The sequence below is a fragment of the Paracoccus aestuariivivens genome (assembly GCF_009711225.1).
In the GTDB taxonomy this organism is placed as follows: Bacteria; Pseudomonadota; Alphaproteobacteria; order Rhodobacterales; family Rhodobacteraceae; genus Paracoccus; species Paracoccus aestuariivivens.
In genome coordinates this window covers 1-14,598 of record NZ_WMIE01000004.1, presented here as the reverse complement: position 1 = coordinate 14,598, position 14,598 = coordinate 1, and the positions used below count along the sequence as shown (strand labels likewise).

14 protein-coding genes and 1 pseudogene are annotated in these 14,598 nt (G+C 60.7%); 10 read left to right on the top strand and 5 right to left on the bottom strand.

Features of this window, described 5'->3' with window-relative positions:
* Window positions 1-13: 13 nt before the first annotated feature.
* From GL286_RS08980 to GL286_RS08965, 4 genes are read left to right on the top strand one after another with little or no spacing between them, the layout of a single operon-like run.
* Entirely contained in the window at window positions 14-682 is a 669-nt protein-coding gene (locus GL286_RS08980) for an amino acid ABC transporter permease (RefSeq protein WP_155095226.1), read from the top strand.
* 1 nt (window position 683) lies between these two features.
* Window positions 684-1,340: an amino acid ABC transporter permease gene (locus GL286_RS08975; RefSeq protein WP_155095225.1), complete on the top strand. Its 657-nt coding sequence runs from the start codon at window positions 684-686 to the stop codon at window positions 1,338-1,340.
* Window positions 1,341-1,361: 21 nt separating this feature from the next.
* A complete protein-coding gene (locus tag GL286_RS08970; protein ID WP_155095224.1) occupies window positions 1,362-2,159 on the top strand; it encodes a transporter substrate-binding domain-containing protein in 798 nt (265 codons plus the stop codon).
* 53 nt (window positions 2,160-2,212) lie between these two features.
* Window positions 2,213-2,947: an amino acid ABC transporter ATP-binding protein gene (locus tag GL286_RS08965; protein ID WP_155095223.1), complete on the top strand. Its 735-nt coding sequence runs from the start codon at window positions 2,213-2,215 to the stop codon at window positions 2,945-2,947.
* A gap of 38 nt (window positions 2,948-2,985) precedes the next feature.
* Here the strand turns inward: GL286_RS08965 and GL286_RS08960 are convergent, their stop codons facing one another.
* A complete protein-coding gene (locus GL286_RS08960; RefSeq protein ID WP_155095222.1) occupies window positions 2,986-3,447 on the bottom strand; it encodes a cupin domain-containing protein in 462 nt (153 codons plus the stop codon).
* 107 nt (window positions 3,448-3,554) lie between these two features.
* Between GL286_RS08960 and GL286_RS08955 the strand changes: the two genes are divergently transcribed.
* Window positions 3,555-4,472, top strand: a complete 918-nt coding sequence (locus tag GL286_RS08955) for a LysR family transcriptional regulator (protein ID WP_155095221.1) — start codon at window positions 3,555-3,557, stop codon at window positions 4,470-4,472.
* Between the two features lie 15 nt (window positions 4,473-4,487).
* Here the strand turns inward: GL286_RS08955 and GL286_RS08950 are convergent, their stop codons facing one another.
* Entirely contained in the window at window positions 4,488-4,961 is a 474-nt protein-coding gene (locus GL286_RS08950; RefSeq protein ID WP_155095220.1) for a VOC family protein, read from the bottom strand.
* 107 nt (window positions 4,962-5,068) lie between these two features.
* On the opposite strand from GL286_RS08950, the gene GL286_RS08945 reads away from it, so the two are divergent.
* Complete coding sequence (locus GL286_RS08945) at window positions 5,069-5,887, top strand: aminoglycoside phosphotransferase family protein (RefSeq protein WP_155095219.1); 819 nt, start codon at window positions 5,069-5,071, stop codon at window positions 5,885-5,887.
* 52 nt (window positions 5,888-5,939) lie between these two features.
* On the opposite strand, the gene GL286_RS08940 is transcribed toward GL286_RS08945, so the two are convergent.
* Both GL286_RS08940 and GL286_RS08935 read right to left on the bottom strand, forming a co-directional pair.
* A complete protein-coding gene (locus GL286_RS08940; RefSeq protein WP_155095218.1) occupies window positions 5,940-6,821 on the bottom strand; it encodes an SMP-30/gluconolactonase/LRE family protein in 882 nt (293 codons plus the stop codon).
* 67 nt (window positions 6,822-6,888) lie between these two features.
* Complete coding sequence (locus GL286_RS08935; RefSeq protein ID WP_155095217.1) at window positions 6,889-7,608, bottom strand: FadR/GntR family transcriptional regulator; 720 nt, start codon at window positions 7,606-7,608, stop codon at window positions 6,889-6,891.
* Between the two features lie 225 nt (window positions 7,609-7,833).
* Between GL286_RS08935 and GL286_RS08930 the strand changes: the two genes are divergently transcribed.
* From GL286_RS08930 to GL286_RS08915, 4 genes are read left to right on the top strand one after another with little or no spacing between them, the layout of a single operon-like run.
* The gene (locus GL286_RS08930; protein ID WP_155095216.1) at window positions 7,834-9,780 is read left to right on the top strand and encodes an ABC transporter substrate-binding protein; all 1,947 of its coding nucleotides are present in this window, start codon (window positions 7,834-7,836) and stop codon (window positions 9,778-9,780) included.
* A 47-nt stretch (window positions 9,781-9,827) separates the two neighbouring features.
* On the top strand, window positions 9,828-10,814 hold the full coding sequence (locus GL286_RS08925; protein ID WP_155095215.1) for an ABC transporter permease: 987 nt from the start codon (window positions 9,828-9,830) through the stop codon (window positions 10,812-10,814).
* Window positions 10,815-10,820: 6 nt separating this feature from the next.
* Window positions 10,821-11,945: an ABC transporter permease gene (locus GL286_RS08920; RefSeq protein WP_155095214.1), complete on the top strand. Its 1,125-nt coding sequence runs from the start codon at window positions 10,821-10,823 to the stop codon at window positions 11,943-11,945.
* Between the two features lie 8 nt (window positions 11,946-11,953).
* Window positions 11,954-13,651 (top strand): ABC transporter ATP-binding protein, encoded by a 1,698-nt coding sequence (locus GL286_RS08915; protein WP_343038857.1) that lies wholly within the window; start codon window positions 11,954-11,956, stop codon window positions 13,649-13,651.
* 9 nt (window positions 13,652-13,660) lie between these two features.
* Here GL286_RS08915 and GL286_RS08910 read toward each other — a convergent pair.
* A pseudogene (locus GL286_RS08910) lies at window positions 13,661-14,428 on the bottom strand (IS5 family transposase).
* Window positions 14,429-14,598 lie beyond the last annotated feature (170 nt).

Genomic DNA, 14,598 nt, shown 5'->3' with positions numbered 1-14,598 from the left:
CAGGGGAGGGCAGATGTATCACTTCAACTTCCAGCCGGTACTAGAAAATATCGACCTTCTTCTGCACGGGGCATGGTTGACTGTGCGGCTGTCGCTGATGGCGATGGTTCTGGGGCTGATCGTTTCTGTGGCGGGTGCGGTCGCCAAGACATCGGGCATCCGTCTGTTACGCTGGTTGGTCGATATCTATGTCGAGGTGATCCGGAATACCCCTTTCCTGATCCAGATTTTCTTCATCTTCTTCGGCTTGCCTGCGGTCGGGATCTCGATGTCACCGAATACTGCGGCATTGGTCGCATTGGTGATCAATGTAGGTGCTTACGGCACCGAGATCATCCGCGCCGGAATCGAGTCCATCCCGCAAGGCCAGATCGAGGCCGGCAGGGCGCTGGCGTTAAGTCCTTTGCAGATTCTGCGCCATGTCGTGTTGAAACCGGCATTGCGCAACATCTACCCCGCCCTGACCAGCCAGTTCATCTACCTCATGCTGACCTCCAGCGTCGTCTCGGTGATTTCGGCCAATGACCTCGCCTCGGCGGGCGCGGATCTGAACGCCAAGACTTTCGCCAGTTTCGAGGTCTATCTGGTGCTGACGGTGATGTATTTTCTGCTTGCAGCGGGTTTCTCGGCGGTGTTCGCGATGATACGCCGCGCCGTGTTCTCGTATCCGGCGAGCCGCTAGGATGATCCGGGTTTTCTCATCCGCAGATGTGTGGTTCATCGTCATGGCCGTGCGCTGGACGCTGATCCTGTCGGCCATCGCATTCGCCGGAGGTGCGCTTGGCGGATTGACGATTGCCTTGGCACGGACCTCGCACATCACCGTCCTGCGCCGATGTGCCGCCGGATTCATTCAGGTGTTTCAGGGCACGCCGCTGCTGATGCAACTGTTTCTGGTCTATTTCGGGCTGGCAGTCGTCGGCCTGCCGATCAACCCGCTACTCGCTGCCGCTGTCGCTCTGACCTTGCATGCCAGCGCCTATCTTGGCGAAATATGGCGTGGCTCGATCGAATCCGTGCCTTCGGGCCAGACCGAGGCCGCAACGGCGTTGTCCCTGAGCTATGCCGACCGGATGCGGCATGTCATTCTGCCACAAGCGATGCGGATCGCGACAGCGCCGACGGTCGGGTTTCTGGTCCAGTTGATCAAGGGCACGTCTTTGGCGTCGATCATTGGCTTCACCGAACTGACGCGTGCGGGACAGATCGTCAACAATGCGACCTTCAAGCCGTTTCTGGTTTTTGGCACGGTCGCGATCCTGTATTTCATCCTGTGCTGGCCGCTGTCGCTCTTGGCCAGACGCATGGAAACCCGAATGCGCCGGGCAATCACGCGCTGACAAACAACGGAGGAGGAAAACATGAAACTGAACCGTCGTCTTTTCGCGACCCTTGCGGCCAGCGCACTTGCCGTAGGCCTCGCTGGACCGACGCTCGCCACTGATCTGGCCGCGATTGAATCGGCCGGTACAGTCAAGATCGGTATGCTGGTCGACTTTCCGCCTTTCGGCATTCTGGACGTCGCAGGCAAGCCCGATGGCTATGACGCCGATGTCGCGAAAGCCCTTGGCGAGTTTCTGGGCGTCAAGGCCGAGATCGTGCCGGTGACCGGCCCGAACCGCATTCCCTATCTGCTTTCGGGGCAGGTCGACGTTCTGGTCGCCTCGCTGGGGATCACCAAGGAACGCGCCGAGAAAGTGAACTTCTCCAAGCCCTATGCCGGTATCAGCATTGCGGTTTATGGGGACAAAGGGACCGCGATTGCGGATGCGGCCGGGCTTTCGGGGCAAAGCATCGCGGTCACCCGCGCCTCGACGCAAGACACCGGAGTGACCAAGGTCGCGCCGACTGACGCCGACATCCGCCGCTTCGACGATGATGCCAGCGCGGTTCAAGCGCTGATGTCGGGACAAGTGAAACTGATCGGGGCCTCGAACGTGGTCATGTCGCAGGTCAATGCCGCTTCCGGCGATCGTTTCGACAAGAAGTTCGATCTGTCCAGCCAAGTGCAGGGCATCGCGGTCGCGCCGGGTTCTGACGCGCTGCTTGAAAAGATCAACGCCTTTGTCGCGCAGGCCAGAACTGATGGCATGCTGGACAAGACCCATGAAAAATGGCTGGGCGGCCCGCTGCCCGAATTCGTCAAAACCGCCGAGTGATCTCCTGCCGCCCGATCGAAATGGTCGGGCGCCCAGCCTGCCGGAGCCGGACCATGTCTGAACACGCGATTATCATGCGCGGCGTCAACAAGTTCTACAGCGCCTTCCACGCGCTGGTGGACATCAACCTGACCGTGGCACGCGGCGAGCGCATCGTCATTTGCGGGCCGTCGGGGTCCGGAAAATCGACGCTGATCCGCACGATCAACCAGTTGGAAACCATCCAGTCCGGCACCATCACGGTTGACGGCGTCGAACTGACCGCCGGCGGAGACAACGTTGCCAAGGTCCGTCAGGATGTCGGCATGGTCTTTCAAAGCTTCAATCTGTTCCCGCATCTGACCGTGCTGGAGAACTGTGTCCTTGCCCCGATGAAGACCCGCAAAACTCCACGGGCCGAAGCTGAAGCGACGGCGCGGAAATTCCTTGAGCGCGTCCGCATTCCTGAACAGGCCGAGAAATACCCCGCCCAACTATCGGGCGGACAGCAGCAGCGCGTCGCCATCGCACGGGCCTTGTGCATGAAGCCGCGCATCATGCTGTTTGACGAGCCGACCTCGGCGCTAGACCCCGAGATGGTCAAAGAGGTGCTCGACACCATGATCGACCTCGCCCGCGAGGGGATGACTATGATTTGTGTCACCCACGAGATGGATTTTGCTCGTGCCGTCGCCGACCGCGTGATCTTCATGGACAAGGGCGTCATCGTCGAGGAAAACGCCCCTGCCGAGTTCTTCGATAATCCCCGAAACGAGCGGCTGCAGAATTTCCTTGGCCAGATCACCTGACGGGAAGTGCGCGTCCTGCGCGGGCGACTGTTCAGGAGTCACGCCATCGCGGCAGCCAGCGCAGGGGTAAAGCGTAGATGGTAGCGCGCGGCGAGGCTGTCGATCTCTTGCGGGGTGGACGGATTTTCCGCCTCGACCGAGCCAAAGAATCCCTCAAACCCGCCGGGGGTGACCACGATCATGACCCTACCGGATGTCTCACCGATATTCATGAAGCGGTGGACCGATCCGCGTGGCACAACGATCAGGCCGCCTGCGTCAAGATCGACGCGTACGCCATTGCACCAAAAGGCGAAACGGCCTTCGAGAACGCGGAAGAACTCGTCCTCGCGGTCATGGACATGCATCGGCGGCCCCTCGCCGGGCGCAAGCTCGGATTCGAACACCCCCAGTCGTCCGCCGGTCTGGGTGGCCGGAATCCGGATCTGGTGCGGGCCAAAACCCATCGCCATTGTTCCGGCCCCCGTAGGAGAATAGGCGGCTTGGTCAAAGCTGGTCATTTGTCTCTCCATCAAGACGATTGTTTTCAGGTGAAGCCGCTATAAGCTTGGCGATGCTGGTCGATAAAGCGGCCCGATCCCGCGACACTGTCTTGATGGTTGGCCTAATGAAGACGGTAGATCCCCTTTACGGCATTGCCGCGTTTCTGGCCGTGGCCGAGCAGGAAAGCTTCACCCTTGCTGCCGAAGGGCTGGGCCTGTCCCGTGCGACAGTCAGCGCGCAGGTGTCTGATCTGGAACGAAGACTGGGTGTTCGTCTTCTGCATCGCTCGACCAGAATCGTGCGCCTCACGCCCGCAGGACAGGTCTACCGCGAGCAACTTTCCGATCTGGGTCAGCGTGTGGATCTGGCCGAACGCGCGGCAAAGGCCGAGCATACTGCGCCCGAAGGCCGGTTGCGGCTGACCGCACCGCCGGATTTCTGCCATCGCTTTCTTGTCCCGTGGATTTCCCAGTTTCTGGCGCTGCATCCCGGCATGCGGATCGAGCTGGACCTGTCGAACGACGAACGCAACCTGATCGAAGGCCGTTTTGACCTTGCCATTCGGGGCACCATCGCCGTCGGTCCGAACCTGATCACCCGCGCGTTGGGCGGCTCGGCATTACTGACCTGCGCGAGTGCCGGATATCTGGCGCGTCGCGGTCGCCCCCTGACGCCGAACGATCTTGTCGGCCACGATCTGCTGCATTTCACGCCGCTGAGGCGTGGGCGGGTCTGGACCATGACCCAAGGCCCCGAGCTCGTGGCCGTGCCGATCCTGCCGCGGCTGGAGTTGAACGACGGCACCGCGCTGATGGTCGCCGCCCTGAATGACGGCGGGATTTGCCAACTTCCCGCCTTTGTGGTCGGAGACGCGCTTCGCTCCGGTCGACTAGAGGGCGTTCTGACGGATTGGCGCGCCGGAGTTGTCCCCTTGCATGCCGTCTATCCTGACAATCGCTTGATCGCGCTGCGGGTAAAGGCCTTTGTCAACTTCCTTGCCCGCAAGTCGAAATCCGAGCCCGATCTGTCCTGCCCGACCTGAGGTCGTGCGAACCGCTCAGCCGCGTCGCGCTTCCTCAATGGCAGCGACGTCGATTTTTTTCATATCCATCATTGCCTCGAAAGCGCGCTTGGCCTCGGCACCGCCTTTTGCCAATGCCTCGGTCAGGACACGCGGGGTGATCTGCCACGAAATCCCCCATTTGTCCTTGCACCAACCGCATTCGCTTTCCCGACCGCCATGGCCGACAATCGCATTCCAGTAACGATCCGTTTCAGCCTGATCCTCGGTCGAAATCTGGAACGAAAAAGCCTCGTTATGCTTGAAAACCGGACCGCCGTTCAGGCCAAGGCAGGGGATGCCTGCGACGGTGAAATCCACCGTCAACACATCGCCTTTCTTGCCCCCGGGATAGTCGCTTGGCGCGCGATGCACCCCCGAAACGGCGCTATCGGGAAAGGTCTCGGCGTAAAATCGGGCCGCAGCCTCGGCGTCGTTGTCGAACCACAGGCAGATCGTATTCTTAGCCATCACGTTTTCCTTTCGAAAGGCGGCGGGCCGCTGTGCTTTCGTGAGGTATCGCGTCATGTCGCCGCGAAATCAGTGTAGCCCTGCTGATCTCTTGCTACAATGGGGCCATGTTCGATCCCTATTTGCAGCGCTGGCACCTGATCCCTGATGGTGATGCGATCACGTCGCCAAGCGCGCACCTGCTGCCCGTGCGCCAGAACGACGTACGATGCATGTTGAAACTTGCCCTCACCGCTGAAGAAGGTCGCGGAGGCGCAGCCTTGGCGTGGTGGAACGGCAATGGTGCGGCCAAGGTTCTGGCCCGAAAGGGGCCAGCCCTGTTGATCGAGCGGGCCGAATGCAGCACATCGCTTTCGGCCATGGCGCGATCCGGAAAGGATGACGATGCCTGCCGCATCATATGCGACACAGTCGCGTTGCTACATGCCCGCAAGGCCGCGCCGCCCGACGGTCTGGTGTCGCTGGATCGCTGGTTTCAGGATCTGTGGCCGGTCGCAAAATCCCGCGGCGGAATGCTTGGGGACAGCGCGGATGCCGCGCGTCACCTACTAGTCGGTCCGCAGGACATTGTTGTTTTACATGGCGATATCCACCACGGAAATGTGCTGGACTTTGGCGATCGCGGTTGGCTGGCGATCGACCCCAAAGGTTTGTGGGGAGAACGTGCCTTCGATTACGCCAATATTTTCCTGAACCCTGACCTTGCCCGGCCAGCCCGACCTGTCGCAGTTGACCAGCGTCTGTTCCTGCGACGGTTGGACATCGTAACAGGCATGTCCGGAGTTGCTCGCAAGCGCATGTTGCAGTGGATATTGGCGTGGTGCGGATTGTCGGCCGTCTGGTTTCTTGAAGAAGGCATGTCCGCACCGATCAACGCGAAAGTTGCGGAAATGGCAGCGGCCGAACTGAGCAGGTTATCCGTTTAGCGGACTGCTCATATCCGTTCCTTGGTTCCGGTATTGTCAGGTCATCGTTGCGCTACAGCTTGAATCGCGCGACAGGGGCTCCAGCAACTGGTGCGTCAAAGGCAAGCAGGGTTCCCGCTTCATAACTGCCATCCTGACGCGGCATCTGCAGGCAAGTGACGTAAAGCTTGCGCAAATCCGGCCCCCCAAAGCAGGGCATACTGCACCCTTTATGCGGCATGTCCCAAATCTCGAAGATTTCGCCATCCGCATTCATGCGGTTCAGCCGCCCCGAGCGGACACCTGCGCTCCAATAGCAACCTTCGGCATCCATGGCGGCTCCGTCGGGGCGGCCCTCGTCGGGGGCGTTGTCATGCAGGCGCGTAGCGGGGCCGATCAAGCCCTTCGCTGGGTCGAAATCGAAGACCTGGACGAAAAGCCCGCTGCTGTCGGAGTGATACATACGGCGGCCGTCCGGGCTCCATGCCAGACCGTTCGAGGTCAGAAGCCCGTCAAGGATTTGCGTGAAACTGCCGTCGGGCGCCACGCGGTACAGACGGGCATTGCCGGTCTGCGGCTCAGCCTCGTCGCGGGTGCCGACCCAATAGCAGCCATCGGGGCCGATCTTGCCGTCATTCAGGCGGCTGTTCTCGCGACCGCCGTCCGGATTGCATAGCAGGGCCAGACTGCCGTCGCGCGGATCCATCAAATGGACGCCGTTCTGCAATCCGACCACAATCTGTCCATTTTCGCACAGCCCAAGACTGCCTGCGGCGGCAGGCATATCGAAACGGTCCAGCCTGCCGTCTTCGTGGCGCCGGAATACTGCAGGCCCGAGTGTATCAACGAACCAAAGGACTTGCTCGCGGTCATCCCAGACCGGAGATTCCCCGACCCCCAACGGAACGTCGATAAGCTGGCGGGTCTCTGGCCGGAAGCGGGCGGGGTTGATCATATCGTTCCTTAACTTTTGCAGGCCGGCGGTGAAGCCGTCGCCATATCGTCAAAACAGGCGGGACATTTCAATCGTCGACGCCACTGAACATGCGATTACGGGCATTCAGGATGTGGACGCGCATCGCCGATCCCGCCGCCAACTCATCCCGCGCCAGAATGGCCTCGACAATCGCCGCATGTTCGTCCTGCACGGCGCGGACATGAGGCGGGGACCGGCGCAGGCTCAGGCTGCGGGTCACGGAATGGCCGATGGTCAGGTGCGGACGATACAGATTGCGCACCTGCAGGTGAAACGGATTTCCGCTGGCCTCGGCGATAGCATCATGCAGGGACAGATCTTCTTCGGCCCCCAGATCGCCGCGGGTCATGGCGGATTCAAGACGCGCAAGAGCCTCGGTGATGCGGTGACGGTCCTGTGCGGTGGCGTTGCGGGCGGCAAGTTCGGCGGCTGCGCCCTCAAGCCCCGCGCGGAACTCGAAAAAACGCTGCACTTCGGCCAATGAGCCGACCGGAACCTGCTGCAACATGGTGCTGTCGGGCCGTTGCCGGACATAGGAACCGGAACCCTTGCGCGAAACGATCAGGTTGTCCTGCCGTAGTCGCTCCAACGCCTCGCGGACCACGGGACGGGACGCACCAAGCATGACCGCAAGATTCGGTTCCGAGGGCAGACGGTCGTTCAAGGGGAACCGCCCATCCGCGATCATCCCGACGATTTTCTCGTAAATGATATCGCTGAAGCGGGTCGCCTCGGGCCGATGGTCAGGGCCCGTCATCGCGGTCATCGGGTCATTCCCTGCAGGCATCGTGTTTTGCGAACGGGTTCTTTTATGACTTGATAGATCGGATCAGCGTTATGAAAGCTGTCACAATCTGTCAATACTTGTAATTTTTGGGCTGTCTGGTAACGATTCGGTTGTAGCAATCGCCGCGTGGCGAAAACGACCTTGGGAGGGGTTGGCTGCGACGGCGGGTCTGAAATCAGGACTGCCCAAGGGAGGGGAACGAGGATGCAGGACCACAATCCGTCATTTGGCGGGCTGAGCCGTCGTGGCTTTCTGGCCGCGTCGGGAAGCGTGCTTGCGCTGGCCGCCTTTGCGCCGCAAGCGCTCGCCGCCAATGCCAAGGAAGCCCCATCTTTGGCCGAGGCGGTCAAATCGGGCGGTCTGCCCGCGCTGAATGACCGTCTTCCGGTCAATCCGCTGGTCGTCACACCGCATGAAAAGGTCGGGACCTATGGCGGCTCGATCCGGCGCGGGTTGCGGGGGTCGTCGGACCATAACGGCATCCTGCGGCTGGTCGGCAATCAGGGCCTTGTGCGCTGGAACATGGACTTCACCGAAGTGCTGCCCAATGTCGCCGATAGCTGGGAAATCAGCCCGGACGGCACGCAATTCACCTTCAAGCTGCGGCAGGGGATGCGCTGGTCGGACGGTCAGCCCTTTACCGCCGATGACGTGGTGTTCTCGATCGAGGAGGTGGTCAAGAACACGGATCTGTATAGCGCCACCCCGGCGCAATTGCAGGTCGCGGGCAAGCCGGTCGTGGCCGAGAAGGTCGATGAGACGACCGTCCGCTTTACCTTTGCCGCGCCAAATGCGCTGTTTCTGGAAAACCTCGCGACACCCCTTGGCCAGCATCCGACGCTGTTTGCCAAGCATTATTGCGGGCAGTTCCTGCCCTCGTCGGGCCGCGATCTTGAGGCCGAGGCCAAGGCGGCTGGTCTTGGCACATGGCCCGAGCTTTTCCGCGCCAAATGCGGCGATATCGAGATCCCGAGCCGCTGGGCCAATCCCGAGAAACCGACTTTGGACCCGTGGGTAGTGAAGGAGCCCTATACCGGCGGCGCGACCCGAGTGGTGATGACCCGCAACCCCTATTTCTGGCAGGTCGATACCGAAGGGAACCAGCTTCCTTATGCCGATGAACTGAATTTCGGCATCTCGCAGGATGTGGAATCGCTGATGCTGAACGTGATCTCGGGGCAGATCGACATTCAGGATCGCCATATCAACATCCTCGCGAACAAGCCGACTTTGTCCGAGAACGCGCAGAAGGGTGATTATCGCCTACTGAAGCTGGTGCCCTCGGCGGCGCAGCAATGCCAGATCTATCTGAACATGACCCATAAGGATAAGGGCATGCGCGAGATGTTCGGCAATAAGGCAGTGCGTCAGGCGCTGTCCCTTGGGCTGAACCGCGACGAGATCATCGAGATCGTCTATTTCGGCCAGAGCGAGCCTTACCAGACCGGACCCCGCCCCGGCCATCCGTGGCATCACGCAGGGCTGTCGAAGCAATTCACCGAATACGACCCTGACAAGGCGAACGCGTTGTTGGACGAGGCGGGATACCACAAGCGCGACGGCAATGGCTGGCGGCTGCGGCCCGATGGCGGCACCACCTTCTTTGCCATCGACGTGATCCCGACTTTGTATCCGGACCTTGTCGATACGCTGGAACTGGTCAAGGCGCATTGGGCCGAGCTGGGCTTTGACGTCAAGGTCAACACCATCGAGCGCGCTTTGTATTACACGCGCGGCGATGACAACGCCCATGACGCGCAGGTCTGGCCTGGACCGGGGGGCCTCGACCCTATGCTCGACCCGCGTGATTATTTCGCCTTCCATCCGCAAGGCTCGCGCTACGCGATCCCTTGGGCAATGTGGTACACCTCGAACGGGGCCTCGGGCGAGGAGCCGCCGGAAAGCCAGAAGCAGCGGTTTGCGCTGTTCGATCAGGCCCGCGCCACGGCGGATCTGGCCAAGCGCGGCGAGATCATGAAGCAGGTCTTTGATCTGACCGCCGATGCCTTTGAAACCATCGGCGTTTGTCTGGCGGTCGGCGGCTTCGGGATCATCCGCAACAATCTGCACAACGTCCCCGAGACCCAGCCGGACAGCTGGTCATGGCCGAATCCCGGCCCGGCGATGCCGCAGCAATTCTACTTTACTTGATCCCTTGGGGGCCGGTTCGCTGGCCCCCTTTGCCACCTGAGGTGCCGATGCTGCGTTTCATCGCCAAGCGCGTATTGTGGATGATCCCCTCGCTTTTCGGGGTGAGCTTTCTGGCCTTCGTGCTGATCCAGCTGCCGCCGGGCGATTATGTGACGACCTATGTCGCGACTTTGGCGTCCTCGAACGAGATCGTGGACCAGAACGCCGCCGCGCAGCTGCGCGAGCGCTTCGGGTTGGATCAGCCGATGATCGTGCAATATGCGAAATGGGTGTGGGGCATCGTCACGCGAGGCGATTTCGGCCTGTCCTTCGAATGGCAGCAGCCGGTTTCGGGGCTGATCTGGGAAAGGATGGCGCTGACGCTGGTTCTGGCGGTCGCAAGCTTGATCGTGACATGGGCCATCGCCCTGCCGATCGGGGTCTATTCGGCGGTGCGTAAATATTCGATAGGCGATTACGCCTTTACCGTTTTCAGCTTTCTGGGTCTGTCGATCCCGTCTTTCCTGCTCGCCTTGGTGCTGATGTATATCGCGGCGGTCGAGTTCGGGCAGTCGGTTGACGGGCTGTTTTCCCCTGAATATGAGAATGCAGCGTGGAGCATCGGCAAGATGGTCGATCTGCTTCAGCATCTGTGGCTGCCGGTGATCATTCTGGCGGTGTCCTCGACCGCCAGCCTGATCCGGGTGATGCGCGCGAATATGCTGGATGAGCTGCCGAAACCCTATGTCACGACGGCGCGGGCGAAGGGGTTGTCCGAGCGACGGTTGCTGTTGAAGTATCCGATGCGGATCGCGCTGAACCCCTTCATCTCGACAATTGCGTGGTTGCTGCCGAACCTGATTTCCGGCTCGGTCGTGGTGGCAATTGTGCTGAACCTGCCGACCGCCGCGCCGATGCTGCTGCAATCCCTGATGGCGCAGGACATGTATCTGGCGGGGGCATTCGTCCTTCTGATCTGCGCGCTGACGCTGATTGGATCGCTGATCAGCGACATCCTTTTGGCGCTGGTCGATCCCCGCATCCGGCTTGAGTGAGGGCAGATGAGTGACGCAACCCTAGTCACCGAGGTTTCGCGCGACCGCGTCGCCGTCGCCTCGCAATGGCAGTTGATCTGGTGGGCGTTTCGCCGCCACAAGCTGGCGATGATCGCGCTGTTCGTGACGCTGGCACTTTACATCGTGGCGCTGGTGCCGGGTTTTTTCGCGATCAACGATCCAGTCAAGCAGAACGCGCGGTCTACCTTTCATCCGCCGCAGGTGGTGCATTTCGTGGACCGATCCGAGGGCTGGGATTTCGGGCTGTATTTCCGCCCGATGAAGCTGTCGCGCGACCCCGAGACTTTGGCGGCAATCTTTAAGGAAGACCCCGCCAAGAAGGTTCCAATCAGGTTCTTTGGTCGGGGCTATGAATATTCGGTGCTGGGGTTGTTTCGCACCGATATCCATCTGTTGGCCTCGAGCGATCCGAAGCAGCCGCTTTACCTGTTCGGGGCGGACCGGCTGGGGCGGGACGTGTATTCTCGCGTCGTTCAAGGGGCACAGGTTTCGCTGTCGATCGGGCTGGTCGGTGTCTCGCTGTCGCTGTTTCTGGGCATCGTGCTGGGCGGTATCTCGGGCTATTACGGCGGGCGGATCGACTTTGTGATCCAGCGCGTGATCGAGTTCGTGTTGGCCTTGCCGACCATCCCGATCTGGCTGGCGCTTGCCGCCGCCCTGCCACAGAACTGGCCCGCGACGCTTCAATATATGATGATCACCATCATCCTGTCCCTGACCGGTTGGGCGCAACTTGCCCGAGTGGTGCGAGGGCGCTTCCTGTCGCTGCGCTCGGAAGAATTCGTCGCCGCCGCGCGGCTGGACGGCGTGCCGGAACGCCGCATCATCTTCCGTCACATGCTACCGAGCTTCGCGAGCCACATTATCGCCTCGGTTACTTTGGCGGTTCCGGCGATGATTTTGGCCGAGACCTCGCTGTCCTTCCTTGGCCTTGGTCTGCAGCCGCCGACGATCTCTTGGGGGGTGCTGCTGCGTGAGGCGCAGAATATCCGCTCCATCGCGACCGCGCCTTGGCTGTTCTTGCCGGGGGGCGCTGTGGTGCTGGCGGTGATGGCGCTGAACCTTTTGGGCGATGGTCTGCGCGACGCCGCCGATCCCTATAATAAGTGAGAGACGCCGTGAAACCTCTGTTGGAAGTCCGCGATCTGGTCACAGAATTCCCATTGCGCACGGGCGTGTTTACGGCGGTGAACGGGGTGTCCTTTTCCATCGCGCCGGGCAAAACGCTGTGCGTGGTGGGCGAAAGCGGTTCGGGGAAATCGGTCACGGCGCGCTCGATTTTGCAGATCGTGGATCAGCCCGGACGGATCGCCTCGGGGCAGATCATCCTGAACCGGGCGGATGGGACTTCGCTGGACCTTGCGCGGCTGGACCCGCGTGGAAAGGCGATCCGCTCCGTGCGCGGGGCCGAGATTGCGATGATCTTTCAGGAGCCGATGTCCTCACTTTCCCCGGTCCATACGGTGGGAGACCAGATCATCGAGGCGTTGCGGCTGCATCTGAGGTTGGACAAAAAGACCGCGCGGGCCGAGGCAATCAACCTGCTGCGACAGGTCGAGATCCCGAACCCGGAAAAGGCCATCGACCGCTATGCCTTTGAATATTCGGGCGGAATGCGGCAACGCGCGATGATCGCCATGGCCTTGGCCTGCAAGCCGCAGCTTCTGATCGCGGATGAGCCAACGACCGCTTTGGACGTGACGACGCAGGCCGAGATCCTTGATCTGATCGCGCGGCTGCAGAAATCGCATGGCATGGCGGTTTTGTTCATCACCCATGACATGGGCGTGGTGGCGCAGATCGCTGACGAGGTGCTGGTCATGCATAACGGCGTCGTCAAGGAATATGGCCCGGTCGAGCAGATCTTCCACGCGCCCAAGGACGATTACACCAAGATGCTGATCGGCTCGGTCCTGAAACTGGAGCGTCGGGCTGAGGCCCGCGCCACGCGCCCGCCTTTGGCGACTGACGCGGCCCCGATCCTTGATATTCGGAACCTGTCGATGAATTTCGGCGAGGTCAGGGCGCTGGACGATGTCTCGATCAGCCTGCGTCCGGGCGAAACTTTGGGGATTGTCGGCGAAAGCGGCTCGGGAAAGACCACGATGGGCCGCGCGGTGATGCGGCTTTACGACCCAACCGGCGGGCAGATTTTGTATCGCCGCGCGGATGGCTCGCAGGTCGATCTGGTGACGCTCGAAGGCGCGGCGCTGAAATCGGCGCGGCGCGAGTTGCGCATGGTATTTCAGGACCCGTTCGGCTCACTCAATCCGCGCATGACGGTGGCGCAGATCATCGGCGAGCCGCTTTTGGTCAATGGCATCGCCAAGGGCCGCGAGTTGGACGACCGCGTCAGCCACCTGATGGAACAGGTGGGCCTAAACCCCGCGACGCGCGAGCGTTATCCGCATGCTTTCTCGGGCGGGCAGCGCCAGCGCATCGGCATTGCCCGCGCGATCACGCTGAACCCGCGGGTGATCGTGGCGGATGAGGCGACCTCGGCGCTGGATGTCTCGGTGCGGTCGCAGGTGCTGGATCTGCTGATGCGGCTGCAGGACGATCTGGGCCTCGCATATATCTTTATCAGCCACGATATCGGCGTGATCCGCTATATGTGCGACCGCGTCGGCGTGATGTATCGCGGCAAGCTGGTCGAGGTTGGTTCGGCTGAAAAAGTCTGCAACGAGCCCGACCATTCCTATACGCAGGCGCTTCTGTCGGCGATCCCGCGCCCTGATCCGCGCGACCGCGACTGCTCGCGCCGTTTCCGGTATACTGGAGAGGCCAAACCGGCCCCCATTAGGGCAGCAAGCTAAGATCAGGCCTCATAACCAGAACATGACCATAGCCGAGTGAGTGATGGTCGCGAGGAATATCTTTGGGCCTCTGTCGTAGCAGCGGTCACTCGGTGCCAGTCGGTCAGGCAACCGAACATCATCTCGATGCGGTTCCGCCGGCGATATCGGCGTTTGTCAAATATGACCGGCGTCGTCTCTCGTGATTTGCGCCTTGGGATGTATCGCGTATTCTCTTTGTTATTAAGGTGTATCTGGACCAGTCGATGTCGTAGCCTCTGTCGGCCAACAGGACCTCAGCTTCCGGAAATGAGCCAAGCCACGCCGCCGCGCCGGTGTAATAACTCACCTGTCTGACACTCAGAACGAAGCGCAATGGCTTACCCTCCTGGTCTGTGAAGGTGTGCAGTTTCGTGTTCAGTCCGCCATTCTTAGGGAAACAATCCCCCGGACTGTTTTCTGATCCTCCGAACGCACCCACAGGCTCGTCGCTGTCCTATGGGCTTTCAGGTAAGTTGCATCAATCATAAGTGTTGTCGGATCGGCCGCGTTATCTGCTAAACCAAGCATTATTCGGGCAAACACCCTCATCTCATCCCGCCGTTTCCAGCGGTTATAGAGTGTCTTGGCTAGGCCGTATTTCTTGGGCGCGCCGCTCCTGCGGAAGTAATTGATATTAATCAATATAATCCAGACCGGGACTTTGCGGTCGTCGACGCAGTGCTTGCGGTGCGACTTTGGAAAGAAAGGCTACAGTCGCGCCTGTTGCGCATCCGTCAGCCAGAAAAGGTTGATCATCAGAAGGCTCTCCTCGCAGAGCCTGAATCACACCGTAAATCCAAAATCAATGGGTCCTTCGCTATTCAAGGTCCTTAGGTCAAGCGGCATCGAGCAGTGCACCGCCGTGGTTTCTCGGTCGTTCGCGGGCTTTCGCTTCTGTTCGGGATCAGAAAAGCGAGGCGGTCCAA

Bases quoted from the DNA above. Each gene is read 5' to 3' on its own strand.
- GL286_RS08980 (WP_155095226.1), top strand. From the start codon at position 14: ATGTATCACTTCAACTTCCAGCCGGTACTAGAAAATATCGACCTTCTT.
- GL286_RS08975 (WP_155095225.1), top strand. From the start codon at position 684: ATGATCCGGGTTTTCTCATCCGCAGATGTGTGGTTCATCGTCATGGCC.
- GL286_RS08970 (WP_155095224.1), top strand. From the start codon at position 1,362: ATGAAACTGAACCGTCGTCTTTTCGCGACCCTTGCGGCCAGCGCACTT.
- GL286_RS08965 (WP_155095223.1), top strand. From the start codon at position 2,213: ATGTCTGAACACGCGATTATCATGCGCGGCGTCAACAAGTTCTACAGC.
- GL286_RS08960 (WP_155095222.1), bottom strand. From the start codon at position 3,447: ATGACCAGCTTTGACCAAGCCGCCTATTCTCCTACGGGGGCCGGAACA.
- GL286_RS08955 (WP_155095221.1), top strand. From the start codon at position 3,555: ATGAAGACGGTAGATCCCCTTTACGGCATTGCCGCGTTTCTGGCCGTG.
- GL286_RS08950 (WP_155095220.1), bottom strand. From the start codon at position 4,961: ATGGCTAAGAATACGATCTGCCTGTGGTTCGACAACGACGCCGAGGCT.
- GL286_RS08945 (WP_155095219.1), top strand. From the start codon at position 5,069: ATGTTCGATCCCTATTTGCAGCGCTGGCACCTGATCCCTGATGGTGAT.
- GL286_RS08940 (WP_155095218.1), bottom strand. From the start codon at position 6,821: ATGATCAACCCCGCCCGCTTCCGGCCAGAGACCCGCCAGCTTATCGAC.
- GL286_RS08935 (WP_155095217.1), bottom strand. From the start codon at position 7,608: ATGACCGCGATGACGGGCCCTGACCATCGGCCCGAGGCGACCCGCTTC.
- GL286_RS08930 (WP_155095216.1), top strand. From the start codon at position 7,834: ATGCAGGACCACAATCCGTCATTTGGCGGGCTGAGCCGTCGTGGCTTT.
- GL286_RS08925 (WP_155095215.1), top strand. From the start codon at position 9,828: ATGCTGCGTTTCATCGCCAAGCGCGTATTGTGGATGATCCCCTCGCTT.
- GL286_RS08920 (WP_155095214.1), top strand. From the start codon at position 10,821: ATGAGTGACGCAACCCTAGTCACCGAGGTTTCGCGCGACCGCGTCGCC.